A 24777-nucleotide genomic window follows, 5' to 3' on the forward strand; every position below is an offset into this window, starting at 1 on the left:
TTTCGTCCACCAGTTAATTCTACGAAAACCGCAACTTTAAAAGTACATCTACACCGCGTGTCGCGTTATCGTATCGGCGTAACTTAACGGCATTGCACCACATCTGGCACTGGACCGACGGCGGACCCACCGACATGAACAACCTCGTCTTACTCTGCGGATTCCACCACCGACTCATCCACCACAGTGACTGGGAAGTGTTCATCGGCACCGATAACCACCCGTGGTTCGTCCCACCCGCCACGGTCGACCCCTACCGACAACCGAGACAATCCCACGCCCGAGCAGGCCCTCACATCGCATAGCCGCGCAAACGCACCAGCCCCGCACCGAAAACACGGTGCGGGGCTGGAAGAGATTGTTCGACAGATTAATTCGAGTGAGTCGAGTATGCCGTCACCGCAGTGATGCAACACAACTTCAAGCACTGTTCAGGCTACGGCCGCCAGGTCATCGGAACACAGGCTGCCAGATCGACCGTGGACGTTCGGCGGTGTGCCCGAGTCGCGTGGAGTCGAGACCATGTTGTCCCGCTGCGCTCAATTGGTCGAAGACATGCCGGCGTCGACCTTCGCGACCGCCTCGTCGATCATCGGCACGTATCGTTCGAGTGCCCACGGCACTGTCAGCGGGTTGATGATCGACGACCCGGTGACGAAGGACTGATCCGTCGGCGCAACGACCGACCCACGGGACACGGCCGGAATCTGCTTGTACGCAGGCTGATTCTCGGTGTCGGTGCGATTCTGGGGATCCGAGTAGAAGGTGAAGATCAGGTCGGAATCGTTCAGCAGATTGGCATTCTCTAACCCGATGACCGATGAGTCGGTGCCCTCGGTCTCGTCGAGCGTGTTCACCACCGGATCGACCTGCAGCCCGAGTCCGCGCACCATCGCGACGCGCTGCTCGTCGGCGAGGAACACTCCGAGCGTTCCGGGGCCGGTGTTGTAGATGTACGAAAAACTCACGTCCGCGTACTCGGGGTGCTGGGCGGCAGCGTCGGCGAAGCGGTTCTCGATCTTGTCGATCTCCTCGGCCGCCTTCTGCTCCTCGCCCATGGCCTTGCCGATGACGGTGATCTGGTCCTGCCACGTCGTGGTCCACGGCTTCTCCTCGTATGCGACCACCGGGGCGAAGGCACTGAGCTTGTCGAACTGATCCTGCGTGACGCCCGACCACGGTGCCAGAATCAGATCCGGTTCGAGAGCCGCGACGGCCTCGATGTTCAATTCGGTTCCGCCCGTGAACTGCTGGGGAAGCTCGGCACCCAACTCGGTGACCGCGTCGTGCACCCACGGGAGGTAGCCGGTGTCGTCGGCACCCCAGGAATACTCCTCGACGCCCACCGGGACTGTACCCAGCGCAATCGCCGTCTCTGCCGAACCCTGCCCGAGCGTCACGATGCGCTCCGGCTTCTCGGTGATGATGGCCTGACCCAACGCCGAATCGATGGTGACGGCCGCGAAGTCGCTGCCCGCCTGTGGTTCCTCCGCGGTATCGGTACTCGAACACGCGCCGACCACAAGGGCCGACACCGTGAGCGCGGACAGCAGGGTTGCGCGGCGAGCAGTCCGTCGGCCGGTCGGTGAAACAAAGAACATGGTTACCTTTCGACAAGCAAAGGGAATTTAAAGTAACCCTAGGCTAACCTCTCATCCGGATTCAAATGCGCTGCACAGCGGGCGTTCGCTACGGTGGGGGCATGAGCCTTCCTCGCCCCGCACCCGACCGGACTGCCGTCGTGACCGGAGCGTCTTCCGGAATCGGTGCCGCAATCGCTCGCGAACTCGCCTCCCGAGGTCACGGAGTCACCCTCGTCGCCCGCCGCGCCGACAAGCTCGACGAGCTTGCGAACGAACTCCGCTCGCGGGGAGTTCGCGCCGAGGTGCTCGCAGCAGACCTGTCCGATCGCAGCGCCCGCGCCGAATTGCTCGGGCGCATCACCGAACTCGGACTGATACCGGACATCCTGGTGAACAACGCCGGGCTGTCGACGCTCGGCCCGGTCGTCGAATCCGACCCCGAAGCAGAGATGAACATGATCGAGGTCGACGTGGTTGCCGTCGCCGATCTCTGCACTCGCTTCCTCCCCGGCATGACCGAGCGACGACGCGGAGCTCTGCTGAACGTGGCCTCCACCGCCGCGTTCCAGCCGCTTCCCGGCCAGGCGGGCTACGGCGCATGCAAGGCGTTCGTTCTCTCCTACACCCAGTCTCTGACCGGAGAACTGCGCGGAACCGGCGTGACCGCCACCGCGCTGTGCCCAGGACCGGTGCAGACCGGTTTCGGCGAGGCCGCGGGCTTCGCGAAAGACGACGCCGAGAAGGCACTGCCATCGATCATGTGGGTGTCGGCAGAAACGGTGGCCAAGACCGCCGTCGACGACATGGACAAGGGACGGATGGTGTCGATCCCCGGGCCCGCCAACCGCATCGGATCGATCTTTGCCCAGATCACCCCGCGAACATTGTTGGTGCCCATGCTCACTCGTATTCATCCAGGCCTGAAGAACGGCGCATCCTCATGAGCCGCGAGTTCACGGTGTCCGACAGCGTCGTTGTCAACGCCGACGCCGACACCCTCTACGCTGCGATCAGCGACCCCACCAAGATGGGCCAGTGGAGTCCCGAAAATACCGGTGCCACTGTGCACGATTCCCGCGAGAGCGCCTACGTGGGAATGGTATTCGACGGAACCAACAAGCGCGGCCGGGCGAAGTGGATCACTCGCTGCACCGTGACCGCAGCCGACCCGGGCAAGACCTTCGAGTTCCGCGTCCACGCCATCGGTAAGAGCGCTCCGAAGATCAAGGGCGCTAACGCAACCTGGCGATACGACTTCGAGCCAGTCGCGGGCGGCACAAAGGTCACCGAAACCTGGACCGACGACAGAACAAAATGGCCCGATGCCCTGGCGCTCGTGTTCGACAAGATCGTCACCAGCGGCAAGACGTTCCCGCAGTTCCAGCGTCGCAACATCCGAAAGACGCTGGAGAACCTGCAGAAGCGTTACGCCTGACGACTATGCCTGCCGGGTGTACAGGCCGAGAACGTACGACGCCTGCCCGGCATGCTGAAGGTCGTCGGAGACCACGGACACCAGGCGCGCACCCAACGTGACCGGCGGATCCCAGTTCTCGTCGACGATTCGGTCCAGATCGTCGGTCGAGATACCGCTCAGGTACGCAACGGTTTTCGAGTGCACGGCGTCGTGGTATTCGCGCAACAACTCGGCGCTCGAGGTGACCCGAGCGACGTCGGAGGACGATTGGCCGTACCCGATGTCGGACTTGTCGAACGGCAATCCGAAACGCTCGAACCAAGAGTCCGACGTCCAGACCTGTTCGCTCCCGGCCACACCCGCGATGTGGTCGTCCTGCACCCTCGTCAGGTGCCACAGCAACCACGCGATGCTGTTGGCATCGGCGTCGGGCCGATAGGTCAACGCGGCAGCGGGGATGTCGTCCAACACCGAGTGAACGAGTTCCTTGATTCGACCGAATGCGTCGGTCAGCAGGTCGTTGTGGTTCATCGAGTACGCCTCTTTCGTCGAGCACTGATAGCCAGTCATGCATACCCCGATTGCCTCGAAGGGAACATCGGGGCCCTCCAGGCGCGTTGAACCCGGTATGACTTCTCCAGCAATTGTGTACACCCGCACCGGCGATTCGTCCGTCCTCGAACCGAAAGATCGCGAGGTGACCGAGCCTGCCGCAGGCGAAGTGCGCGTGCGCGTCGTGGTCTCGGGCGTCAATCCGACGGACTGGAAGAACAGGACCGGTTCCGGACCGGGCGAGAAGCTGGCGTTCGACGAGGTGGTTCCGAACCAGGACGGTGCCGGAGTGATCGACGCCGTGGGCCCTGACGTCGAGGGGCTGGCCGTAGGAGATCGAGTCTGGGTGTACCTGGCCCAGCATCAGCGTCCGACCGGAACGGCGCAGAAGTTCACCAACCTTCCCGCATCACGAGTCGTTCCTCTCCCCGACGGCGTCAGCTTCGACGTCGGCGCGAGCCTCGGCGTACCCGCGATGACGGCACACCGCGCACTGACGGTGTCGGAGGACGGCCCGTCTCGCTTGCATCCCGGCGCGTTGGAAGGCAAGTCGGTACTCGTCGCCGGTGGTGCCGGTGCCGTCGGCCATGCCGCGATCCAATTGGCCCGCTGGGCAGGCGCGACCGTGGTGACGACCGTCAGCGGACCGGAGAAGGGCGCACTGGCCACCGCTGCCGGCGCGCACCACGTGGTGAACTACAAGACCGGAGACGCCGCCGCTGACATCCGCGAATTGGTGCCCGGCGGAATCGATCTGGTGGTCGAGGTCGCTCCCGCACAGAACGTCGCACTCAACGCGGCCGTGGGAGCGAACCGAGCATCCGTAGCCGTCTACGCCAACAACGGCGGCGACACCATCACCCTCGACGTCCGGCCGAACATGGTGCTCAACACTCGCTACCAGTTCGTGCTGCTCTACACCGTGGGCGACGAGGCTCTGCGCAACGCCGAGGCGGACGTCAGCGCGGCGGCGGCAGCAGGTGTGCTGGAAGTGGGCGAAGCCACCGGCCTGCCACTGCACCGCTTCCCGCTGAGCGAGACCGCGGCCGCACACGACGCCGTGGAGAACGGAACCGTCGGCAAGGTGCTGATCGACGTCTCCAGCGAATAATTCAGGTGATGACCGGCAATGTGGACCACGGGAAATTGATCCACTTGTCGGTCTCTCGCCACGAGTAGTCCGGCTGCACAATGGTTCTGGGCTTGGTGTAGATCACGGCCGACCGCACGTCGGCCGTGTGCGCCTTCAGTAGATCGATCACCAGCGCCAGGGTGCGGCCGGAATCGGCGACATCGTCGACGACGAGCAGCTTCTTGCCGACGATCGCGTCGGTATCCAGAAGTGGTTCGAGCACAACAGGATCGGGCAAAGTCTCTTCGATATCGGAGTAGAACTCGACGTTGAGGGTGCCGGCAGCCTTGACGCCCATGGCGTAGGAGATGGCACCGGCAGGGATGAGTCCGCCGCGGGCGATCGCGATGACGATGTCCGGAACGAACCCGTCGCCCACGATCTTCTTCGTCAGATCGCGCGAGGCGTCTCCGAAGGTCTCCCACGTCAGTACTTCGCATTCCGGTTCGGTCATGACGGATTACCTTACCCAAAACTGATTTTTGCCGAATGAGCAAATTTGTTTGCGCTCACGGACGACAGCGGGCAGTCTCGAACCATGGCCGACCACACACCTGCTCACACGCATCCCGCCGACCCGACCCACCCAGAACCCGATTTCGAGAACGGCGCCTTCGACGAATCGTTCTGGGACAACCTCTACAACCAACGCACCACCATCTGGAGCGGAAATCCCAACGCCGTGTTGGTACAGGAAGCGTCCGAGCTGATTCCGGGCCGCGCCCTGGACATCGGCTGCGGTGAAGGTGCCGACTCACTCTGGCTGGCCGGCGAAGGATGGAACGTGACCGGCGTCGACATCTCCGATGTGGCCCTGGGCCGCGCTCGCGCCGCACAGCAGGCACTCGGGCCACAGACGCTCGCGGTGGATTGGCGTCAGGAAGACGTACTGGACTGGACTCCCCCGGCCGCGGCGTTCGATCTGGTGTCGGTGCACTTCTTGCAGGTGCCGCCGAACGAATTGGAACTGACCACCCGCAGGTTCGCCGCGGCGGTCGCGCCGAAGGGCCGTCTACTGATCGTCGGGCACAGTCCCAGCGACAGCCACGCCTCGCAGCATCCGGCCAAGCACCGACTGTTCGCACCGGAACCGGTCGTCGCTGCGGCGGGCGACGGGTTCGAGGTGATCCACGCCGAACACCGCACCCGGACGACGCCGGACGGCGACGAGCGAATCGACACAGTGGTGGTGCTGCAGCGCCGGTAAACTCTTCGCAGTGATCTCGCAGTCGACGTACCGAATTCCCCTGGCCGTCACGTTCGTCGTCGCGCTGATCGTTCTCTTCACCCCCGCGTCCGGGGTGCCGTCCGGCTTTCAGCACAGCGACAAGATCATTCATTGCATCCTGTTCGCTGCTCTCGCCTACACCTCCCGACTCGCCGGCGTCGGCTGGGTCAGCACCGCACTGTGGGTGTCGGCGTTCGCAGTGGTGTCGGAGTTCCTGCAGGCGCTCCTGCCGCTCGGTCGCTCCGGATCGGCGGCCGACGCACTCGCCGACGCCGTCGGTATCGCACTGGGCCTGGTCGCAGCGAGCAGGGTTCTACCGCAGCGCGTCCGAAAGGCACCGCACCTGCACTAGACTGAGACGGCACCGGGGTTCCTCGGCCAGCGCGAACACTCCGGAAGGAACGTCATCACCTCGTCTTCTGCCCCGCACGATATCTACCTCGTTCCACCGGAGCACGAGACCAACGATGCCGTCACCCGAGAATCCGCCGCCGCCGCCGCGCGCTTGAGCGAACGGTCCGACGTCGTCAGCCACGACGGCCGTTACGCACTGACCATCACCTCGACCACCCCGCACCAGGCGATGGTCGAAGATCTGCTGTTCGTGCGCGCCGTGCTCGACGCCGCGCGGATCAAGTACCTACTGGTGCGTGGCAACGACGAGCGTCCCGTCATCGCCATAGAACTGGCCGCTCGCGAGGCATTGACCACGGCGCTGGTGCATGCCTGCCGCGCCGAGCCGTTCTACTCCAAGACCGTCGACGCCCGCGGAAAAGCGGTACTGGTAGCCGACGGCACCTTGTCGCCGTCGTCGAACGCGCGCATCGTGCGGCTCTACCGTCCACGTGTCGAGCCGTTCAGCGGGCTCTACTACGGCGCATCGACCGCGGTGCAGATCGAGCTGTGGTCGTTCTCACCGTCCGAGATCGTGCTGCCGATCGAGAACTCGCTCACGCGCCGCAACATTCGGCCCGACGAGGCCGTCCGCGGCACCGTCGAGCGCTTCGGCCGAACCTGGCCGACCATCGAGAACATGTTCGCCGACCACGCGTCGGACATCAATTTCGACATCGACATCGTGTTCTCGTGGGTCGACGGTTCGTCCGCGGAATTCCAGGCCCAACGCGCTCGTCGGATGGCGAACTACGTCGTCGGCGAGGGCGACGATTCGGCCGCCCGGTACCGGCAGATCGACGAGCTGAAGTACGCACTGCGGTCGATTCACCTGTACGCGCCGTGGATCAGGCGCATCTTCGTTGCCACCGACTCACCGAGGCCGGCGTGGCTCGCCGACCATCCCAAGGTGACGTTCGTGCCGAGCGAGGCGTTCTTCGTCGATACCTCCGTACTGCCGACGCACAATTCGCAGGCCGTCGAATGCCAGCTGCACCACATCCCCGGGTTGTCCGAGCACTTCCTGTACTCGAACGACGACATGTTCTTCGGTCGCCCCGTCAGCCCGTCGATGTTCTTCTCCCCCGGCGGAATCAGCATGTTCATCGAGGCGACGACGCGAATCGGATTGGGCTACAGCGACGCCGACCGCAGCGGCTTCGAGAACGCGGCACGCGTGAACCGTCGGATCCTGCAGGACCGCTTCGGGATGACAACCACCCGGCACCTCGAGCATGCGGCAACGCCGTTGCGCCGCAGCGTGATGCAGGAAATGGAGAACGAGTTCCCCGACGAGTTCGCCTCCACCGCTGCCAGTGCATTCCGCGCGAGTACGAACATCTCGGTCACGAATTCGCTGTACCACTACTACGCGCTGATGAGCGGACGCGCCGTGGTCCAGAAGGACGCGAAGGTCCGGTACATCGACACCACGTCCGTCGCGGGTCTCGAGTTGATGGAGAAGCTGCTGCCCAAGCGATCGGTCGACTTCTTCTGCCTCAACGACGGCAGCTTCCCGGAGGTCGACCTCGATCTGCGCACGCGCACCGTGACGCAGTTCCTGGACAAGTACTTCCCCATCGTCGCGCCGTGGGAACGCACCCAGAACTAGGCGTCGCTGAACAACTTCCGACGGGCGCTGTCGGCAATGGTCACTCCCGCTGCATCGAGCCGACGCGCGGTCTCCTCTGCCGACACTGCCTCTCCCACAGTGTCGTACGAGCCCGTCGGTACCACCGAATGGACGACGGTGTCGTCGTAGAGGTGAACCAGGTTGTAGCCCTGGGCTCCGTCGCGACCGCGTAACCCGCCGGCGGGGACGTTGAGATCCTGGGTGTAGCACGTGGCCGACGCGACCGAGACGGGAATGCCCGCGAACGTCGCTGTCGTCGAATAGTGCAGATGCCCTGCGAGTATCGATCGCACGTCGCTGCCGCGCAGTACGTCCGCCAAGCGCGGCTGATCGATGAGCTCGACCAGAACTGCGAGATCGAGCACGGTCGGTACCGGCGGGTGGTGCATCGCCAGAATCGTGCCGAACTCGGCAGGGGTTGCGAGAGTGTCTGCGAGCCAAGCCAATTGCTCGTCGGCGAGCTCACCGTGATGCTTTCCGGGGACCGTCGTATCCAAGGTGACGATGCGAAGACCGTCGACGTCGTGCACGCGATCGATGGACTGCCCGCTCGGTTCCGCGTCGAGCAGGGTCCGACGGAACGTCGCGCGGTCGTCGTGATTGCCCATCGCCCAGACGATCTGCGCGCCGAGCTCCTCGGCCACCGGCTCGACCAGAGCGCGGAGCTTCTCGTAGGCACCCGCCTCGCCCTTGTCCGTCAGATCACCGGTGAACACCAACGCATCGGGCCGCACCCCCGAGTTCCGAACATCGGTCATCACTTGTTCGAGCCGCAACTCACTGTCCACGCCGCCGTACAAGCGACCGCCGCCGTCGACGAGATGCGTGTCGCTGATGTGCAACAAGCAGTGATGGGGACGTGGGTACTCGGCCATCCGAGACTTCATCGAACTCTCGCTCACGATCGGACCTACCGTTTCACGATCACCCGGTCGGGCGAACGCCACTGCCACAAGCCAAGCATACGAGCGTTCACTGAGAAAAAGCTGGTCGAATCCGGACGGTGAACACCGTGGAAACTCCTGGCGTGTGGCAGGTTGAGAACATGACGTCTTCCAAGTGGACCTCCCTGCTCGCAGCCGCGGCACTGACCGTGGGCACGATGCTCGGGATCGGGGTGGCTCCGGCCGCTGCGCAGGGCCTGCCGACCGTTGTCCTCGTGCACGGTGCCTTCGCCGACAGCACCAGCTGGGACGGTGTCGCGGCCAACTTACGCGGCCGCGGCTACCCCGTCGTCACCGCCGAGAACTCACTGCGCGGCCCCGCGATCGATGCGGCCTCGGTGACCGACGTCGTCGAGAACATCGACGGGCCCGTGGTGCTGGTCGGCCATTCCTACGGCGGCACGGTGATCAGCAACGTGCACGCGGACAACGTGGAGGCTCTGGTCTACGTCGCGGCGTTCATGCCGGTCGAAGGCGAACCCGTCGCCCTCGAACTCGACCCGTTCCGATTCCCCGTGACGGCTCTGGTCCCACCCGTGATCGGGCTGTCGATCGTCGACGATTCGACCAACCTGATCGGCAAGAACGTCGACTCGTACATCACGCCCGCGCTGTTCCGTCCGTTCTTCGCCCCCGACGTCACCGAGGAGCAGGCCGCCCGCATGGCCGCTCACCAGAAGACCATCGCTGCCGGTGCCTTGCTCGAACCGAGCGGTCCGCCGTCCTGGGCGCACACCCCGTCGTGGGCGCTGATCCCCCAGCAGGATCAGATCATCCCGACCTCTGCCGAGCGGTTCATGGCGCAGCGGGCCGGGGCCCGGGTGACCGAGGTTCCGGGCTCGCACGCGATTCTGGTTTCCAACCCCGCAGCTGTGGCCGACCTTGTGGTACAGGCGGATTCGGGTAGCTGACGCGTCCGACAGACGAGAACGGGCCCGACCACCTGGACGAGGTGGCCGGGCCCGTATCCTTTTACCGGATCAGATTCCGATGAGGTCGTGATCGGCGACCTTGTCCGACAGGATGCGCAGGTGCTCGTCGGCCCCACCGAGAGTGTGCTCGATGGCAACGAGCCGACTGGTGTAGTGCCCGACGGGATATTCGGCCGTGACGCCGATTCCGCCGTGCAGCTGAATTGCCTCCTGGCCGATCTTGCGACCGGAACGCGAGATCTGCAGCTTGGCGCGCGAGGCGATGGTCGTGTCGACATTGCCGTCCGCCAACGACATCGTGGCGTAGAGGCTCATGCTGCGGGCCAGCTCGAGTAGCACGTACATGTCCGCCGCACGGAAGGTGAGCGCCTGGAACTTGGCCAGCGGAACCCCGAACTGCTTGCGCTGCTTGAGGTAATCGGTGGTCAGCCGCAGCGCCTCCTCCATTGCTCCCACTGCCTCGGCACACAGTGCGGCCTGTGCGCGCACCTCGGCACCGGTGATCGCAGCGGCTGCGTTCTCGGCCGAACCCAGCGGTTCTGCAGCAACGTCGGAGAATTCGATCTGCGCGGCGCGCTGCCCGTCGTGGGTGGCGTACGACTTGCGGGTCAGCCCGGTCGCGTCGCCGTCGACGACGAACAATCCGGTTCCACCGCCGGGAAGCACGGCACTGACGACGATGACGTCAGCGCTGCCGCCGTGCGGAACCGGGTTCTTGACGCCGCTGATCGACCACGATCCACCGTCCTCGGTCGCCGTGGTGGCGACCTCGACGTTGGGCCAGCGACTGCGGGATTCGTTGTGCGCGAACGCCAACATCGACGAGCCCTCGGCCACGGGTGGCAGAAGTCGCTTGCGCTGATCGGCTGAGCCGAGCTCGGAGATGAGCCCGCCGGGCACGAGAACGGCGTCGAGAATGGGCTCCGGCGCGAGCCGTCGTCCGACCTCGGTCATGACCGCCATGATCTCCACGGGACCGGCGTCCATACCGCCGTCGTCCTCGCTGAACGTCAGACCCAGCAGACCGACCTCGGCCAGTTGCTTCCAGACGTCGGTGCTCCACCCCAGCTCACCGGCCACGATCTTGTTGCGCTTCTCGGTGTCGTAGGCGCGCGAGAGAACCTCACGGGTGGTGTCGCGCAGCAGTTTCTGCTCTTCGTTGAGTTCGAAATCCATGTCTTCAGATGCTCCCTTACAGTCCGAGAATCGCCGACGCGATGATGGTGCGCTGAACCTCGTTCGAGCCGCCGTAGATCGAGACCTTGCGATAGTTGAGGTAGTTCGGTACCGACCGCTGCGCCCAACCGTCGCTCTCGATGTCCTCGCCTGCCTCGTAGGGCAAGGAGTCCGGCCCGGCGATGTCCATCAGCAATTCGGTTGTGGTCTGCTGCAATTCGGAACCCCGCAGCTTCAGAATCGACGATGCCGGGTTCGGCTTGCCGTCGTCCGAGCTCGAGACCATCCGCAACTGGGTGAGCTCGAGGGCGAGCAGTTCGTTCTCCACCTCGGCCAGCTTGGCCGCGAACAGTGGATCCTCGAGCAGCGTCCCGGTGCCGACCTTCGTCTGCGCCGCGTGCTTCTTCGCCTGTCCCAGTCGAACTTTGGTGTGCCCGGCGCGGGCGACGCCGGTGCGCTCGTTGCCGAGCAGGAACTTCGCGTAGCTCCAGCCCTGGTTCTCCTCGCCCACGAGATTCTCGGCCGGGACGCGGACGTTGTCGAAGAACACCTCGTTGACCTCGACGCTGCCGTCGACCAGCTTGATGGGACGCATCTCGATGCCGGGGGTGTTCAGATCGATGAGCAGGAACGAAATTCCGGCCTGCTTCTTCGGTGCATCGGGGTTGGTGCGTACCAACGCGAAGATCCAGTCGGCGTACTGGCCGAGAGTGGTCCACGTCTTCTGGCCGTTGACGATGTAGTCGTCACCGTCCCGAATGGCGGTGGTACGCAACGAGGCGAGATCCGAACCGGCCTCGGGCTCGGAGAACCCCTGACACCACCAGATGTCGAGGTTCGCCGTCTTCGGCAGGAACTTCTCCTTGATCTCCTGCGACCCGAACGTCGCAATGACCGGGCCCACCATCGACGCGTTGAACGCCAGCGGCTCGGGTACCGAGGCCAGCTGCATTTCGTCGAGCCAGATGTGACGCTGGACCGCAGACCAGTCGCGGCCACCGAACTCCGCAGGCCAGTGCGGTACTGCCAGTCCGTTCTCGTTCAGGATTCGCATGGTCGTGACCACTTCGTCCTTGCTCAACTCCTGACCCGTCGCGTTCTTCTCGCGAATCTCGGCGGGGATCTTCGTGGTGAAGAACGTCCGCATCTCGTCGCGGAACGCGGCCTCTTCTTCTGTCAGGGCAAGATTCATCGACAATCCTCCGTGCTCGTTCGCTTATCTCGGTATCGACCGTACTCCCTGGTAACTCTGGGATATTCTCCGCTCACTATGACTTTTCTGGCGCTGGTTCGGCACGGTGAAACGAACTGGAATTTGCACGGCCGCCTGCAGGGCTCTTCGGACATCCCTCTCAACGACACCGGACGAGCTCAGGCCCGCGAGGCAGGCTACGAACTGGAGTTCCGTACGTGGGATCACCTGGTCAGTTCGCCACTGGTCAGAGCCGCAGAAACCGCCGACATCATCGGGACCCATCTCGGTCTGAACCGAACCGCCGAATTCCCGGATCTTGCCGAGCGTCACTTCGGTGACGCCGAGGGATTCACCGACTGGGACGCGTACTCGCATTGGCCGGACGGGCGATACCCGGGCCTCGAGCCACGATCGAATCTGATCGTCCGGGGCGTGCGAGCCGTCGACGAGATCGCCTCGCGCTACCCCGACTCCGCGGTGATCGCCGTGGCCCACGGTGGCGTCATACGAGCCATCTTCGACGCCATCCGTCGACGACACTCACCCCGCATACTCAACGCCGGTGTGTCCACACTCGAACACGACGGCACCCGATGGACGGTTCGCACCATCAACGGCGTTGCGGTCTGACAGGATTTTCGTCCATGGAGATCGAACGTCGCATCGCCGAACTCGGCTTCGAGCTGCCCGGTGAACCGAGCGCACCACCCGGATTCGAGTTCTCCTTCGATTGGGTTCGCGTGCGCGGCAACCGCGTCTTCGTCTCGGGTCATTCGCCGCTCGCACCGGACGGAACCCTCGCCGGTCCGTTCGGTGCGGTGCCGTCCGAAGTCGACCTCGACGCCGCCACCGACGCCGCGCGTGACACCGCCCTCGCGGTATTGGGCAGCCTCGCCCGTGCCATCGGAGATCTCGATCGAATCAGCGCGTGGCTGACCGTCACCGGCTCGGTCAACGCCGATCACGGCTTCACTCAGACCACCACCGTCGTCAACGGGTTCTCCGATCTGGTGTTGGCGATCTTCGGACCCGAGGTCGGTGCGCATGCGCGGACTGCGCTGGGAGCGGCCGCATTGCCGATGAACAACACCGTCGTCGTGTCAGCGGAACTGGAGATCGACGGGTAGGTTTTTCTCCACTCGTCATTACAGCGAAAGCAGGCCTAGATGGTGCGCAGATCCACTCTGGTTCTGGTCGCGATTCTGATCGGCATACTCGGATTGTCCGGGTGTAGTTCGTCGTCGCAATCCCTCCTGGACCGAGTGCGCGACGACGGTGTACTCGTCGTCGGCACCGAGGGCACGTACAGCCCGTTCAGTTATCAGGGCGGGGACGGCCAACTCACCGGCTACGACATCGACGTCATCAACGCGGTCGGCGACGAACTGGGCGTCCGCGTCGACTTCGTGCAAACCCCCTTCGACTCGATCTTCGCCGGCCTGCAATCGCAACGCTTCGACCTGATCGCGAACCAGGTGTCGATCACCCCCGCCCGGCAGTCGGCCTACGACCTGTCCAAGCCCTACACGGTGTCCGAAGGCCAGATTCTCACCGCCGCGAACAACACCACGATCACCTCGACAGCCGATCTGGCCGGCAAGACCACCGCCCAATCGTCGACGAGCAACTGGGCCGAGGTCGCTGCCGACGCGGGCGCGAACGTCGAGGCGGTCGAGGGATTCGTCCAAGCGGTGGCCCTCGTCAAGGACGGCCGGGTGGACGCCACCGTCAACGACTCGCTCGCCATCGCGGAATACCTGCAGCAGACCGGCGACACGGGAGTGCGGGTCTCCGGAAACACGGGCGACACGACGCTGCAGTCCTTCGTGGCCCGCAAGAACAGTGGCCTGATGGACGAGGTCGACGCGGCCATCGACACCCTCCGTGACAACGGCACCATCGCCGAGATCTCGAAGAAGTACTTCGGCAGCGACGTCGCGGCACCGACCGCCGACACCGCGGCACCGGTGAGCGAGGACGCAGGAACCACTGCGCCGTCGAAGATGCAGTTGGTACTCGACAACCTGTGGCCGATGCTCAAGGCGACGGTCACCATGACGATCCCGCTGACCGCCGTCAGTTTCGTTGTGGGACTGGTCATCGCGCTGGCCGTGGCACTCGCCCGGATCTCGTCGATCAAGCCCCTCGCCGCAGTGGCCCGGTTCTACGTCTCGATCATTCGCGGCACTCCCCTACTGCTGCAGCTGTTCATCATCTTCTACGGCCTGCCGCAGTTCGGCATCGTGATCTCGCCGTTTCCGGCGGCGGTCGTGGCGTTCTCGCTCAATGTCGGCGGCTACGCGGCCGAAGTCATTCGCGCTGCGATACTGAGCGTGCCCAAGGGCCAGTGGGAAGCCGCGCAGACGATCGGCATGGGATACCGAACCACGTTGCAGCGCATCGTGCTTCCGCAGGCACTGCGCACCGCCGTGCCGCCGCTGTCGAACACATTGATCTCGCTGGTCAAGGACACCTCGCTGGCATCGACCATCCTGGTGACCGAACTGCTGCGCGTCGCGCAGCTGGCGGCGGCTCCGACGTTCGACTTCTTCACGCTGTACTCCGTTGCCGCCCTGTACTACTGGGTGATCTGCATAATTCTCTCGTTCTTCCAAGGCAAACTCGAAGTCCGACTCGACAGGTACGTGGCGAAATGACAGACCTGCTGGAAGTATCCGCACTGAAGAAATCGTTCGGACCGATCGAAGTATTGAAGGACGTCTCGTTCACCGTGCCGTCGGGCACCGTCACCGTCATCATCGGGCCGTCCGGCTCCGGCAAGACCACAGTGCTGCGAACGCTCAATGCTCTCGACCGAGCCGATGCCGGCCTGATCCGCATCGGCGACGTGTCGGTCGACTTCGCCGAGCCCGTGGACGCCGCGCGACTGCGCCACTTCCGCGCGCAGAGCGGCATGGTGTTCCAGAGCCACAATCTGTTTCCTCACAAGACCGTGCTGCAGAACATCATCGAGGGACCGGTGATCGTCCAGAAACGGGCCAAGGACGACGCCACTCGCGACGCACACGCGATCCTCGACCAGATCGGTCTCGACGCCAAGTCCGATCAGTACCCGTTCCAGCTTTCCGGCGGCCAACAGCAACGCGTCGGAATCGCCCGGGCCCTCGCCTTGCGCCCCAAACTGATGCTGTTCGACGAGCCGACCTCCGCACTCGACCCCGAACTGGTCGGCGAAGTACTGGGCGTCATCAAGGGCCTTGCCGCCGAAGGATGGACGATGGTGATCGTCACCCACGAGATCCGCTTCGCCCAGCAGGTGGCCGATCAGGTGCTGTTCCTCGAGAACGGCGTCGTCGTCGAACGTGGTGCGCCCGAGCAGGTTCTCGCGAATCCGACCGAGCCCCGCACCCGCCAATTCCTGCAGCGGATTCTGGCGTAGAGGGGCTGCGCCCCCTTCTGTGAGTGGAGCCTGCGGAACGAATCCGTCGAGGCAGGTGAGTGGAGCCTGCGGAACGAATCCATCGAGGCATGTGAGTGGAACTTCGTAGCAGGGGTCGTGTTCAGTCTGGGGACATATGAGACACGAGATGTCCACGGACATGTGACACACGGGCTGTGATGATGCTGCGGGGCACTGTGACCGGCTATGGAGTAATCCATGGCCAGATCGGATGCCCGGATGAACCTGCTCGATGCCACCTTGACCGCATGGATCATCGAGGGAGCCGACGTCTTCGACGAACGAGGCCTGTCAGGCTTCTGCGCCGACCACGGGCTCTCCCGCAGTACCGCCAACCGTCACGCCGCCCGGATCCGAGAACGGGGCCGGTGGGAACTCGACTCCCGCCGGCCCCGCTCGAGCCCGACACGCACCCCCGACACCATCGAAGCCCGCATCATCGCGCTCCGCGGCAAATTGGGCCGCGACAACGGTGCCGACAACATCCGCTACGAGCTGACCAAGATTGCCGCCGAACATGATTGGGCCGGCAAAGGCTGGAAGGTCCCGGCCCGATCGACCATCAACAACATCCTCACCCGCCACGGCCTGGTGACCCCGGAACCCAAGAAGCGACCCAAATCGTCCTACCGCCGGTTCCAATACGCCCGACCCCGTGACTGCTATCAGATCGACGCCACCGAAGTCGTACTCTCCGGCGGCGGCAAAGCCACCGTCTTCGAAGTTCTCGACGACTGCACCCGCACCCTCGTCGCGACGTACGTCTGCCACGCCGAGACCACCGCCGGAGCCATCGCCGCCATCGGCAGAGCGTTCACCGACTACGGAGTACCGGCAATCGTGTTGTCCGACAACGGAATGGCATTCTGCGCGACCGCGTCGAAGGGCCGCTCGAAGTTCGGCGCGTTCGTCACCGATTCCGGTGCCCGCCTCATTCACTCGAGCCCGTACCACCCGCAGACCAACGGCAAAGTCGAACGCCACCACCGCACCTTCAAACAGTGGCTCACCGACCAACCCACCCGGCCCGCCACGACCGCCGAGTTGCAGACATCGTGCAACCGCTACCAGAAGTTCTACAACAACGACCGCCGCCACAGTGCCGTGAACATGCCCCCGCAGCAGGCATGGAACGGCGCTGCAACCTTGGGCGGTCCGCAGCACCTACCCGCCCAGGTCGACGCCACAGTCGGTACCCACTCCGTCTCCGGCTCCGGCGTGATCTCCGTCGGCGACCACACGATCTCGGTCGGACGGCCCCACGCACACACTCGCGTGACCGTCCTGCGCGACGGCAACCACATCACCACCTACACGGCCAGCGGAGAAGTCCTCGGCCACTTGCACTTGAACATCGACAAGCGCTACCAAGGACAACTCCACCGCCCCGCAGCCTAGAATCGTGTCTCACATGTATCGAGACACCCGTGTCCCACATGTATCAAGACAGCACACGTAGCAGGGGTCGAGTTTCCACTCACATGCGGCGACGACGCTCTAGAGGTGCGGTAGCACCTTGTCCAGGGTGATCGGTAGGTCGCGGACTCGGACGCCGGTGGCGTTGTAGACCGCATTGCCGATGGCTGCCGACGAGCCCACCGCACCGATCTCACCGATTCCCTTACCGCCCATCGGTGCGAGCTCGGTGTCGACCTCCTCGATCCACACGGCCTCGAGATCGGTGACGTCCGCACAGGCCGGGATGTGGTACTCGGCGAGGTCGTGGTTGGCGAAGCCGCCGAATTCGTGATCGACGACGCCGCTCTCCATCAACGCCATTCCGAGTCCGAACGTCATGCCGCCGATGAGCTGCGACCGGGCCAGTCGTGGATTCATCACCTTCCCGATGCCGAACACCCCCAGCATCCGGCGCACGCGTACTTCAGCGGTGTCGACGTCGACTGCCACCTCGGCGAACTGGGCACCGAACGCCATGCGCGCCAACTCTTTCTGGGCTTCGACGTCGTCGGTTGTATCGGCCTCGGCGGAGTTACCCGGCTGCAACGGTCCCTGGTCCCGCAACGCGGTGCAGACCTTGGTGACCGCCCAGCCCCAGGAGGAGGTGCCCGAGGATCCACCGGCACCGGGGGCCTTGGGCAGAGCGCTGTCGCCCAGTTCCAGTGTGACGGCATCCGCGTCGACCTCGAGCGCATCGGCGGCAATCTGTCGCAGCACGGTCCGCGCACCGGTTCCGATGTCGGATGCAGCGACGGACACCGTGATCGTGCCGTCCTGCTCGACGCGAGCCGCCGCGGTACTCGGCGAGATCAGCACCGGGTAACTCGCTGTGGCGACGCCCATTCCGAGCAGAGTGTTGCCTTCTCGGCGTCGGCCCGGCGTGGAGTCTCGACGATCCCAGCCGAACTTCTCGGCACCCTCGCGCAGGCACTGCACCACACTGCGGGAGCTGAACGGATTCCCACTCGCGGGATCGACGTCGGGTTCGTTGCGGATCCGGAGCTCGATCGGATCGATTCCGGTGGCCGTTGCCAATTCGTCGATCGCCGTCTCGACGGCAAACATGCCGGGTGCCTCACCCGGGGCTCGCATCCAGCGCGGGGTGCCGACATCCAGCGACGCGAGGCGATGCGTTGTGGCGCGGTTGGGCGAGGCATAGATGTGCCGGGTCGATTCCGACGTCTGCTCGCAGAACTCGAAGATCGTGCTGGTCTGCTGAAAGGAATCGTGAGCGATGGCCTGCAGCCTGCCACCCGAATCTGCACCGAGCCGAACGTGATTGAGGGTCGGGGTGCGGTATCCGACCACATCGAACAGGGCCTGCCTCGGCAGGACCAGCTTGACGGTCTTGCCGGTTGCTCGCGCCGCCATCGCAGCGAGAACCGCGTTGGGCCGTGTACTGCCTTTCGCTCCGAAGCCTCCGCCGACGTTCTCTGCGATCACACGAACGTTCTCGGGTTCGAGCCCGAACGCCGTGGCGAGATCGCCCTGAACGCCCGACGGTGCCTGCGTCGAATCCCAGACCGTCAGCACACCATCGGACCATTGCGCCGTGGTGGCGTGCGGTTCCATCGGACTGTTGTGCATCGGAGCCGTCGAGTACCAGTTGTCGACGACGTGCTCGGCCGTCGTCAATGCAGCGTCCGGATCACCGACCGTGACGTCGGTGGGGAACCCAGCGTTGACGGACTCGGGCGCATACAGCGAGCTGTGATCGGCGCTCAGGGTGTTGTCGGGTGAGCGAACGTCGGCGTAACGCACCTGTACTCGGGCGGCAGCCGCGCGGGCATCCTGGAGGGTTTCGGCCAGAACGACGGCCACGATCTGGCCGCGGTAAGCAACGGAATTCGATTGCAGCACATGTAGTTCCGCATCTTCCACGTCGCCCAACTTCTCGGCGTTGCCGTGCCACAGGAGCGCGTGGACCGACGGGCCCCCGTCAGCGAGTTCGACGTTCTCGACCGTCCCGACGGGAACCGTCGCGGGCACGTACCAGGCGTACACCTGGCCGGCGATCGGCGGCTGCTCGGCCGCGTAGCGCGCTCGGCCGGTGACCTTGTCGACGGACTCGGTGCGCTGAATCGACTGGCCGATCGATGCCGTCATGACCGATCTCCCAACTCTTCGTGTGTGCCCAGCTCTGCCAATTCCACCAGAGTGCGCGTCACCAGGTTTGTCACCAGCGGAACTTTGAAGGCGTTGTCTCGCAACGGCTCTGCTGCGTGCAGCTCCTCGGTGATCGCAGCCCGGAACGACGCCTCGTCGGGAGCGGTTCCGAGCAATGCATGTTCGGCGGTTCGGGCCCGCCACGGTCGGTGCGCAACGCCGCCCAGCGCGATCGACACCCCACGTACGATTCCGTCCTCGACGTCGAGCACAGCGCCGATCGACGCGACCGCGAACGCGTACGACTGCCTGTCCCGTACCTTCCGATACGTCGAGACAGTGCCGTCGGCAGCCTTCGGAATTTCGATGGCGGTGACGATCTCGTCTCGGGCGACAGTGTTGTCTCGCGTCGGATCATCGCCGGGCAATCGGTAGAACTCGTCCATCTCGAGTTTCCGTTCACCGTCGACTCCGCGAACGACGATGCGCGCGTCGAGAGCCGAAAGCGCAACGGCCATGTCGGACGGATGCGTCGCCACGCAGGCCTCCGACGCACCGAGAATGGCGAGGTTTCGATGCTCGCCGTTACGTGCCGGACAACCCGAATCGGGTTCGCGCTTGTTGCACGGCTTGGATGCGTCCATGAAGTAGACGCATCGGGTGCGCTGGAACAGGTTTCCACCGGTGGTGGCCATGTTGCGTAGCTGGCCCGAGGCCCCGGACAGCACTGCCCGCGAGAGCACCGGATACCGCTGGCGGACAACCGGATGCACCGCGAGATCACTGTTGGACACCCCGGATCCGATCCGCAACGCTCCGTCGTCGGCGACGTCGATGTCGTGCAGCGGCAATCGCGTGACATCGATCAACGCCGATGGTGCCGCCACACCCAGCTTCATCAGATCGACCAGATTGGTGCCGCCACCGAGCAACATCGCGTTCTCGTCCCCCGCCAGGCGTTCGAGAGCGTCGTCGACCGCAGTGGCGGTTCGATAATCGAATGTTTTCATGACGCGTCCTGCACTGCGGGAACGATGTTCGCGTACGCACCGCAGCGGCACAGGTTGCCGCTCATTCGCTCGCGCACTTCGCCGGAGTCGAGTTCGACATCGGTGGCCTCGAGGTCTTCCGTGACCGCACTGGGCCAGCCCTGTTTTGCCTCCTCGATCACCGCGACCGCCGAGCAGATCTGCCCGGACGTGCAGTACCCGCACTGAAAGGCGTCACGATCGACGAAAGCCTGCTGTACGGGATGCAGAGTGTCGCCGTCGGACAGTCCCTCGACGGTGGTGATCTCGCGCCCGACCTGCGCGACGGCGAACGTGAGGCAACTGTTGATTCGCCGGCCGTCGACCAGGACGGTGCAGGCACCACACTGACCGTGGTCGCACCCCTTCTTGGCCCCGACGAGATCCAGGTTCTCGCGAAGTGCGTCGAGCAGAGTGGATCGAGTGTCGCAGTCGATCTCACGATCGGTTCCGTTGACACGCAGAGTGACGTTGGTCATGCACGTGCGGATACCCGGGGCCTGAGCCATCAAACGCTCGAGCCGGCGGGTCGTGCGCGGAACTTCGTAGCAGGCTACGAAGTTCCGCGCACGTGGTGCTAGCGCTTGCCCTTGAACTTTCCGCCGCCGCGCGGTCCGCCGCTACGTCCGGGAGGACCGGAATCGGGCTGCAGCTGAATCAGCACACCGCTGATGCGGGTACGACGCAACGCCTCGACTGTCTCGTCGGCGAGGTCGGCAGGCAACTCGACCAGCGAATGGTCGGGGCGAATGCTGATGTGCCCGAAGTCGCTTCGACGCAGACCGCCTTCGTTGGCGATGGCACCGACGATGGCACCGGGAGCAACGTGATGACGCTTACCGACGCTGATCCGGTACGTCGCCATCTCCTGGCCGGTCTTGCGGTGATGCGAGCTGGCCGCATCCTCGTCGAACGTCCGCGGTGGCCGCGGCTCACGAGGCTCGCGGGGTGCCCGCGGCGGGGCAGGCGGCTCGGGCTTGAGCAGGAAGGCTTCGCCGTCGCGCGACTGGATGGCCAGAGCTGCTGCGATGTCGACCAAAGGCACGTCGTGCTCGCGCTCGTAGTCCTCGATGAGACGGCGGAACAGCGCCAGATTCTCGTTGCCGAGGCTCTCGGTGATGGAGTCCTTGAACTTCGTCACGCGCTGCGCATTGACGTCGTCGACGCTGGGGAGCTGCATCTCGGTGATGGGCTGCCGCGTCGCGCGCTCGATGGCCTTGAGCAGGTGACGCTCCCGGGGCGCGACGAACAGCAGAGCCTGACCGGCGCGACCCGCGCGGCCGGTACGGCCGATGCGGTGTACGTAGGACTCGGTGTCGTGCGGGATGTCGTAGTTGATGACGTGCGAGATGCGGTCGACGTCGAGACCACGAGCCGCAACGTCGGTGGCCACCAGAATGTCGATCTGGCCGTTCTTGAGCTGGCCGATGGTGCGCTCACGCTGTGCCTGCACGATGTCGCCGTTGATCGCGGCGGCGGAGAATCCCCGTGCGCGCAACTTCTCGGCGAGCTCTTCGGTGGCCTGCTTGGTGCGCACGAACATGATCATGGCCTCGAACTCTTCGACCTCGAAGATTCGAGTGAGCGCCTCGAGCTTGCGTTGATGCGCCACCTGCACGTACCGCTGGGTGATGTTCGGTGCCGTCGACGTCTTGGTCTTGACGGTGATCTCCACCGGGTCGTGCAGATACTGCTTCGAGATCTTGCGAATCGCGGCCGGCATCGTGGCCGAGAACAACGCGACCTGCTTGTATTCGGGAGTGTCGGAGAGGATGCGCTCGACGTCCTCCTGGAACCCCATCTTGAGCATCTCGTCGGCCTCGTCGAGCACGAGGTATTCGAGCCCGGAGAGGTCGAGCGTGCCCTTCTCGAGGTGGTCGATCACACGGCCCGGGGTGCCGACGATGATCTGGGCACCCTTGCGCAGGCCGGACAACTGGATCCCGTACGCCTGACCGCCGTAGATGGGCAGAATGTGCAGACCCGGAATGTGGGTGGCGTACTTGCCGAACGCCTCGGCCACCTGCAGCGCCAGCTCGCGGGTCGGTGCCAGCACCAAGGCCTGCGGCGTCCGACGCGAGACATCGAGACGAGACAGGATCGGCACCGCGAACGCGGCGGTCTTACCCGTGCCGGTCTGCGCGAGGCCGACGACGTCGTTACCCGCCATCAACGGCGGAATGGTGGCCGCCTGGATGGGCGACGGGCTCTCGTATCCGACGTCGCGCAGGGCCTTCAGGACCCGCTCGTCTATTCCGAGATCGGCAAAAGTGATGTCGTCATCCGCTGTCGAAGAAGACTCACCTGCGTGGACGGGAGGGGACGAACTCGTCTCGTCAGACGTCACGGCGGCATCCTGATCAGATTCTGAAGTGCTCATATACACCCGAGTTTAGTACCTGCCCGGCCCCCGCGACTCCTTCTGCGCTGATCAGGTGACGAAAACAGCGGTGATGGGGGCACGCACACGCGGCCCTGCGAGGGCGACCCGACGGAGACACACGACCGGACACCGTTATGTTGTACCCCGAGTCACACTCACCTCCCCCGAAAAACGACCGAAAATTCACAAAGCGGACAACCTCGGTGGTGCGTTACGGACTCGGGTGTGATGAAATGCACAACTACCACGCTATTTATCCGTAAGGGGTCCAGCAGTGCGCGAATATTCTGTGCCGGCGTCATTCACCATTCCCGACGACGCATCCATGGCCGACACCGTCTTCCGGTACGAGAAGGAATCACCGAACTTCGTCCCGTTCCAGCGCCTGGTGAACGGCACCTGGACCGACGTCACCGCGGGTCAGTTCGCCAAAGAGGTCACCGCCGTGGCCAAGGGCCTGATCGCGTCGGGCGTCGAACTCGGCGACCGCGTCGCGATCCTCAGCGCGACCCGCTACGAGTGGGTCGTCCTCGACTACGCCATCTGGACCGCCGGCGGGTGCACCGTCGCGATCTACGAGACCTCGTCGCCCGATCAGGCGCAGTGGATCCTCGAGGACTCCGCGACCAAGCTGCTGATCGTCGAGACCGCGTCTCACGTCTCGAACCTGAAGGACGTCACCGACGGGGCCGCCGACCTGCGTGAGGTACTGCAGATCGACGCCGGAGCCATCGACGAGCTGACCACGCGCGGCGCAGGAGTCAGCGACGAGGACGTCCATACCCGTCGACACCAGGTCACTGCCGCCTCCCCCGCGACCCTGATCTACACCTCGGGCACCACCGGCCGCCCCAAGGGTGTGCAGCTGACACACGCGAACTTCTACGCCGAGGTCCAGGCCACCCAGATCGCGCTGCACGACTCCATGCGCGAGGGCAACCGCACCTTGATGTTCCTGCCGATGGCGCACGTGTTCGCCCGCGCGGTGTCGTTCGGCTCGTTCGAGTCCAAGGTGACCGTCGGTCACACCTCGGACGTATCGACCCTGGTGGATCAGTTCGCCGTCTTCAAGCCGAACTTCATTCTCTCGGTGCCGCGCGTGTTCGAGAAGGTCTACAACTCGGCCAAGCAGAAGGCGCACGACGGCGGCAAGGGCAGCATCTTCGACAAGGCCGCCGCGACGGCCATCGAGTGGAGCGAGGCCCAGGAGAAGGGCGGCGCAGGCCTGGTCCTCAACCTCAAGCACACCGTCTTCGACAAGCTCGTCTACTCCAAGTTGCGGGCTGCGCTCGGCGGCAACTGCGATCGTGCGGTCTCGGGCGGCGGCCCCCTCGGCGCTCGCCTCGGCCACTTCTTCCGCGGCGCAGGGGTACCGGTCTACGAGGGCTACGGTCTGACCGAGACCAGTGCGGCCGTCACCGTCAACACCACCAAGGAACAGCGCGTGGGCACCGTCGGCAAGCCCATCGACGGCCACGCGGTCAAGGTCGCCGAAGACGGCGAACTGCTGCTCAAGGGGCCGGTGGTGTTCAGCGGCTACTGGCACAACGAGAAGGCCACCGCCGAAGCGATCGTCGACGGCTGGTTCCACACCGGCGACCTCGGCTCGATCGACCAGGAAGGCTTCGTCTCGATCACCGGCCGCAAGAAAGAAATCATCGTCACCGCAGGCGGCAAGAACGTCGCCCCCGCGGTGCTCGAGGACGCGCTGCGCGCCAACGCGATCATCAGCCAGTGCCTCGTCGTCGGTGACGCCAAGCCGTTCATCGGTGCGCTCATCACCCTCGACCCCGAAGCAATGCCGGGCTGGCTCGAACGCCACAACCTCGCTGCCGACATCCCGTTCTCGGAGCTGTCGAAGAACGCCGACCTCGTCGCCGAAATCGACAAGGCCGTGGCCGAGGCCAACAAGAAGGTCTCCAACCCCGAGCAGATCAAGAAGTACACGATCCTCGAGAACGACTTCACCGTCGAGACCGGCGAGCTGACCCCGACGATGAAGCTCAAGCGCAACATCATCCACACCGAACGTGGCAGCGACATCGAGGCCATCTACTCGTAGATCGCCCAGCACGAGTGCCGAAGGGCCCGACGCGAGCAAGGCGGGTTCTAACGATCCCCGCAACACCCTCGATTTGAGGGAGTTGCGGGGATCGTGGCATGTGCTGGGTTGAAGGTGCGGTTTTTCGAGGCGTT

The 24777-nt window shown here is 64.5% G+C and carries 23 protein-coding genes and 1 pseudogene; 14 read left to right on the top strand and 10 right to left on the bottom strand.

The features are described 5' to 3' along the window. Positions 1-95: 95 nt before the first annotated feature. A pseudogene (locus AB0O58_RS25425) lies at positions 96-305 on the top strand (HNH endonuclease signature motif containing protein); the annotation flags it as partial. A 234-nt stretch (positions 306-539) separates the two neighbouring features. On the opposite strand, the gene AB0O58_RS25430 reads toward AB0O58_RS25425, so the two are convergent. After that, complete coding sequence (locus AB0O58_RS25430; protein ID WP_366238966.1) at positions 540-1601, bottom strand: iron-siderophore ABC transporter substrate-binding protein; 1062 nt, start codon at positions 1599-1601, stop codon at positions 540-542. Positions 1602-1702: 101 nt separating this feature from the next. Between AB0O58_RS25430 and AB0O58_RS25435 the strand changes: the two genes are divergently transcribed. Both AB0O58_RS25435 and AB0O58_RS25440 read left to right on the top strand, forming a co-directional pair. Continuing rightward, on the top strand, positions 1703-2527 hold the full coding sequence (locus tag AB0O58_RS25435; RefSeq protein WP_032375475.1) for an SDR family oxidoreductase: 825 nt from the start codon (positions 1703-1705) through the stop codon (positions 2525-2527). Then, entirely contained in the window at positions 2524-3018 is a 495-nt protein-coding gene (locus tag AB0O58_RS25440; protein ID WP_283551016.1) for an SRPBCC family protein, read from the top strand. The genes AB0O58_RS25435 and AB0O58_RS25440 overlap by 4 nt, the downstream gene beginning before the upstream one ends. A gap of 3 nt (positions 3019-3021) precedes the next feature. Here the strand turns inward: AB0O58_RS25440 and AB0O58_RS25445 are convergent, their stop codons facing one another. Further along, the gene (locus AB0O58_RS25445; protein WP_032364903.1) at positions 3022-3531 is read right to left on the bottom strand and encodes a DinB family protein; all 510 of its coding nucleotides are present in this window, start codon (positions 3529-3531) and stop codon (positions 3022-3024) included. Between the two features lie 97 nt (positions 3532-3628). On the opposite strand from AB0O58_RS25445, the gene AB0O58_RS25450 reads away from it, so the two are divergent. Continuing rightward, positions 3629-4663 carry an NADPH:quinone reductase gene (locus AB0O58_RS25450; RefSeq protein WP_366238967.1) on the top strand — a complete coding sequence of 345 codons (1035 nt, stop codon included), beginning with the start codon at positions 3629-3631 and terminating at the stop codon, positions 4661-4663. 1 nt (position 4664) lies between these two features. Here the strand turns inward: AB0O58_RS25450 and AB0O58_RS25455 are convergent, their stop codons facing one another. Then, positions 4665-5138, bottom strand: coding sequence for a phosphoribosyltransferase (locus AB0O58_RS25455; protein ID WP_366238968.1), 474 nt, complete (start codon positions 5136-5138; stop codon positions 4665-4667). 84 nt (positions 5139-5222) lie between these two features. Here AB0O58_RS25455 and AB0O58_RS25460 point away from each other — a divergent pair, with 84 nt between their 5' ends. The 3 genes from AB0O58_RS25460 to AB0O58_RS25470 all read left to right on the top strand — a co-directional run bounded on the left by AB0O58_RS25460 (position 5223) and on the right by AB0O58_RS25470 (position 7917). Next, entirely contained in the window at positions 5223-5891 is a 669-nt protein-coding gene (locus AB0O58_RS25460) for a class I SAM-dependent methyltransferase (protein ID WP_080733431.1), read from the top strand. Positions 5892-5901: 10 nt separating this feature from the next. Beyond that, positions 5902-6264: a VanZ family protein gene (locus AB0O58_RS25465; RefSeq protein ID WP_032375478.1), complete on the top strand. Its 363-nt coding sequence runs from the start codon at positions 5902-5904 to the stop codon at positions 6262-6264. Positions 6265-6417: 153 nt separating this feature from the next. Further along, complete coding sequence (locus AB0O58_RS25470) at positions 6418-7917, top strand: stealth family protein (RefSeq protein ID WP_027497987.1); 1500 nt, start codon at positions 6418-6420, stop codon at positions 7915-7917. Here AB0O58_RS25470 and AB0O58_RS25475 read toward each other — a convergent pair. After that, complete coding sequence (locus AB0O58_RS25475) at positions 7914-8825, bottom strand: phosphodiesterase (RefSeq protein WP_027497988.1); 912 nt, start codon at positions 8823-8825, stop codon at positions 7914-7916. The two genes, AB0O58_RS25470 and AB0O58_RS25475, sit on opposite strands and share 4 nt — an antisense overlap. A 158-nt stretch (positions 8826-8983) precedes the next feature. On the opposite strand from AB0O58_RS25475, the gene AB0O58_RS25480 reads away from it, so the two are divergent. After that, on the top strand, positions 8984-9793 hold the full coding sequence (locus tag AB0O58_RS25480) for an alpha/beta hydrolase (RefSeq protein ID WP_032375544.1): 810 nt from the start codon (positions 8984-8986) through the stop codon (positions 9791-9793). A gap of 69 nt (positions 9794-9862) precedes the next feature. Here AB0O58_RS25480 and AB0O58_RS25485 read toward each other — a convergent pair whose 3' ends face one another. Both AB0O58_RS25485 and AB0O58_RS25490 read right to left on the bottom strand, forming a co-directional pair. Then, entirely contained in the window at positions 9863-10990 is a 1128-nt protein-coding gene (locus AB0O58_RS25485) for an acyl-CoA dehydrogenase family protein (protein ID WP_032401298.1), read from the bottom strand. 16 nt (positions 10991-11006) lie between these two features. After that, on the bottom strand, positions 11007-12182 hold the full coding sequence (locus AB0O58_RS25490) for an acyl-CoA dehydrogenase family protein (RefSeq protein WP_027497991.1): 1176 nt from the start codon (positions 12180-12182) through the stop codon (positions 11007-11009). Positions 12183-12260: 78 nt separating this feature from the next. Here AB0O58_RS25490 and AB0O58_RS25495 point away from each other — a divergent pair, with 78 nt between their 5' ends. The 5 genes from AB0O58_RS25495 (at position 12261) to AB0O58_RS25515 (ending at position 17004) form a co-directional block, all read left to right on the top strand. Continuing rightward, complete coding sequence (locus AB0O58_RS25495) at positions 12261-12815, top strand: histidine phosphatase family protein (RefSeq protein WP_027497992.1); 555 nt, start codon at positions 12261-12263, stop codon at positions 12813-12815. A 14-nt stretch (positions 12816-12829) separates the two neighbouring features. Beyond that, positions 12830-13312 carry a RidA family protein gene (locus tag AB0O58_RS25500; protein WP_032371653.1) on the top strand — a complete coding sequence of 161 codons (483 nt, stop codon included), beginning with the start codon at positions 12830-12832 and terminating at the stop codon, positions 13310-13312. A gap of 39 nt (positions 13313-13351) precedes the next feature. Then, the gene (locus AB0O58_RS25505; protein ID WP_080733432.1) at positions 13352-14842 is read left to right on the top strand and encodes an ABC transporter permease subunit; all 1491 of its coding nucleotides are present in this window, start codon (positions 13352-13354) and stop codon (positions 14840-14842) included. Then, positions 14839-15585: an amino acid ABC transporter ATP-binding protein gene (locus AB0O58_RS25510; protein ID WP_366238969.1), complete on the top strand. Its 747-nt coding sequence runs from the start codon at positions 14839-14841 to the stop codon at positions 15583-15585. The genes AB0O58_RS25505 and AB0O58_RS25510 overlap by 4 nt, the downstream gene beginning before the upstream one ends. Positions 15586-15804: 219 nt before the next feature. Next, the gene (locus AB0O58_RS25515) at positions 15805-17004 is read left to right on the top strand and encodes a DDE-type integrase/transposase/recombinase (RefSeq protein ID WP_366238970.1); all 1200 of its coding nucleotides are present in this window, start codon (positions 15805-15807) and stop codon (positions 17002-17004) included. Between the two features lie 99 nt (positions 17005-17103). Here the strand turns inward: AB0O58_RS25515 and AB0O58_RS25520 are convergent, their stop codons facing one another. The 4 genes from AB0O58_RS25520 to AB0O58_RS25535 form a co-directional block, all read right to left on the bottom strand. Then, on the bottom strand, positions 17104-19170 hold the full coding sequence (locus tag AB0O58_RS25520) for a xanthine dehydrogenase family protein molybdopterin-binding subunit (RefSeq protein ID WP_032375184.1): 2067 nt from the start codon (positions 19168-19170) through the stop codon (positions 17104-17106). After that, positions 19167-20180, bottom strand: a complete 1014-nt coding sequence (locus AB0O58_RS25525; protein WP_032375183.1) for a xanthine dehydrogenase family protein subunit M — start codon at positions 20178-20180, stop codon at positions 19167-19169. Before AB0O58_RS25525 ends, AB0O58_RS25520 begins: the two co-directional genes overlap by 4 nt. Beyond that, positions 20177-20677, bottom strand: coding sequence for a 2Fe-2S iron-sulfur cluster-binding protein (locus AB0O58_RS25530; RefSeq protein WP_027497997.1), 501 nt, complete (start codon positions 20675-20677; stop codon positions 20177-20179). The genes AB0O58_RS25525 and AB0O58_RS25530 overlap by 4 nt, the downstream gene beginning before the upstream one ends. A gap of 98 nt (positions 20678-20775) precedes the next feature. Next, positions 20776-22578 carry a DEAD/DEAH box helicase gene (locus AB0O58_RS25535; protein WP_032364895.1) on the bottom strand — a complete coding sequence of 601 codons (1803 nt, stop codon included), beginning with the start codon at positions 22576-22578 and terminating at the stop codon, positions 20776-20778. Positions 22579-22855: 277 nt separating this feature from the next. Here AB0O58_RS25535 and AB0O58_RS25540 point away from each other — a divergent pair, with 277 nt between their 5' ends. Further along, on the top strand, positions 22856-24643 hold the full coding sequence (locus AB0O58_RS25540) for a long-chain fatty acid--CoA ligase (RefSeq protein WP_032375182.1): 1788 nt from the start codon (positions 22856-22858) through the stop codon (positions 24641-24643). The last annotated feature ends 134 nt before the right edge of the window (positions 24644-24777 follow it).

The organism is Rhodococcus sp. NPDC080181 (assembly GCF_040702225.1).
Taxonomy (GTDB): Bacteria; Actinomycetota; Actinomycetes; order Mycobacteriales; family Mycobacteriaceae; genus Rhodococcoides; species Rhodococcoides fascians.

What these genes read in the sequence shown, in the direction of transcription:
- AB0O58_RS25430 (WP_366238966.1), bottom strand. Translation starts at nt 1,601, where the DNA reads ATGTTCTTTGTTTCACCGACCGGCCGACGGACTGCTCGCCGCGCAACC.
- AB0O58_RS25435 (WP_032375475.1), top strand. Translation starts at nt 1,703, where the DNA reads ATGAGCCTTCCTCGCCCCGCACCCGACCGGACTGCCGTCGTGACCGGA.
- AB0O58_RS25440 (WP_283551016.1), top strand. Translation starts at nt 2,524, where the DNA reads ATGAGCCGCGAGTTCACGGTGTCCGACAGCGTCGTTGTCAACGCCGAC.
- AB0O58_RS25445 (WP_032364903.1), bottom strand. Translation starts at nt 3,531, where the DNA reads ATGAACCACAACGACCTGCTGACCGACGCATTCGGTCGAATCAAGGAA.
- AB0O58_RS25450 (WP_366238967.1), top strand. Translation starts at nt 3,629, where the DNA reads ATGACTTCTCCAGCAATTGTGTACACCCGCACCGGCGATTCGTCCGTC.
- AB0O58_RS25455 (WP_366238968.1), bottom strand. Translation starts at nt 5,138, where the DNA reads ATGACCGAACCGGAATGCGAAGTACTGACGTGGGAGACCTTCGGAGAC.
- AB0O58_RS25460 (WP_080733431.1), top strand. Translation starts at nt 5,223, where the DNA reads ATGGCCGACCACACACCTGCTCACACGCATCCCGCCGACCCGACCCAC.
- AB0O58_RS25475 (WP_027497988.1), bottom strand. Translation starts at nt 8,825, where the DNA reads ATGAAGTCTCGGATGGCCGAGTACCCACGTCCCCATCACTGCTTGTTG.
- AB0O58_RS25480 (WP_032375544.1), top strand. Translation starts at nt 8,984, where the DNA reads ATGACGTCTTCCAAGTGGACCTCCCTGCTCGCAGCCGCGGCACTGACC.
- AB0O58_RS25485 (WP_032401298.1), bottom strand. Translation starts at nt 10,990, where the DNA reads ATGGATTTCGAACTCAACGAAGAGCAGAAACTGCTGCGCGACACCACC.
- AB0O58_RS25490 (WP_027497991.1), bottom strand. Translation starts at nt 12,182, where the DNA reads ATGAATCTTGCCCTGACAGAAGAAGAGGCCGCGTTCCGCGACGAGATG.
- AB0O58_RS25495 (WP_027497992.1), top strand. Translation starts at nt 12,261, where the DNA reads ATGACTTTTCTGGCGCTGGTTCGGCACGGTGAAACGAACTGGAATTTG.
- AB0O58_RS25500 (WP_032371653.1), top strand. Translation starts at nt 12,830, where the DNA reads ATGGAGATCGAACGTCGCATCGCCGAACTCGGCTTCGAGCTGCCCGGT.
- AB0O58_RS25505 (WP_080733432.1), top strand. Translation starts at nt 13,352, where the DNA reads ATGGTGCGCAGATCCACTCTGGTTCTGGTCGCGATTCTGATCGGCATA.
- AB0O58_RS25510 (WP_366238969.1), top strand. Translation starts at nt 14,839, where the DNA reads ATGACAGACCTGCTGGAAGTATCCGCACTGAAGAAATCGTTCGGACCG.
- AB0O58_RS25515 (WP_366238970.1), top strand. Translation starts at nt 15,805, where the DNA reads ATGGCCAGATCGGATGCCCGGATGAACCTGCTCGATGCCACCTTGACC.
- AB0O58_RS25520 (WP_032375184.1), bottom strand. Translation starts at nt 19,170, where the DNA reads ATGACGGCATCGATCGGCCAGTCGATTCAGCGCACCGAGTCCGTCGAC.
- AB0O58_RS25525 (WP_032375183.1), bottom strand. Translation starts at nt 20,180, where the DNA reads ATGAAAACATTCGATTATCGAACCGCCACTGCGGTCGACGACGCTCTC.
- AB0O58_RS25530 (WP_027497997.1), bottom strand. Translation starts at nt 20,677, where the DNA reads ATGACCAACGTCACTCTGCGTGTCAACGGAACCGATCGTGAGATCGAC.
- AB0O58_RS25535 (WP_032364895.1), bottom strand. Translation starts at nt 22,578, where the DNA reads ATGAGCACTTCAGAATCTGATCAGGATGCCGCCGTGACGTCTGACGAG.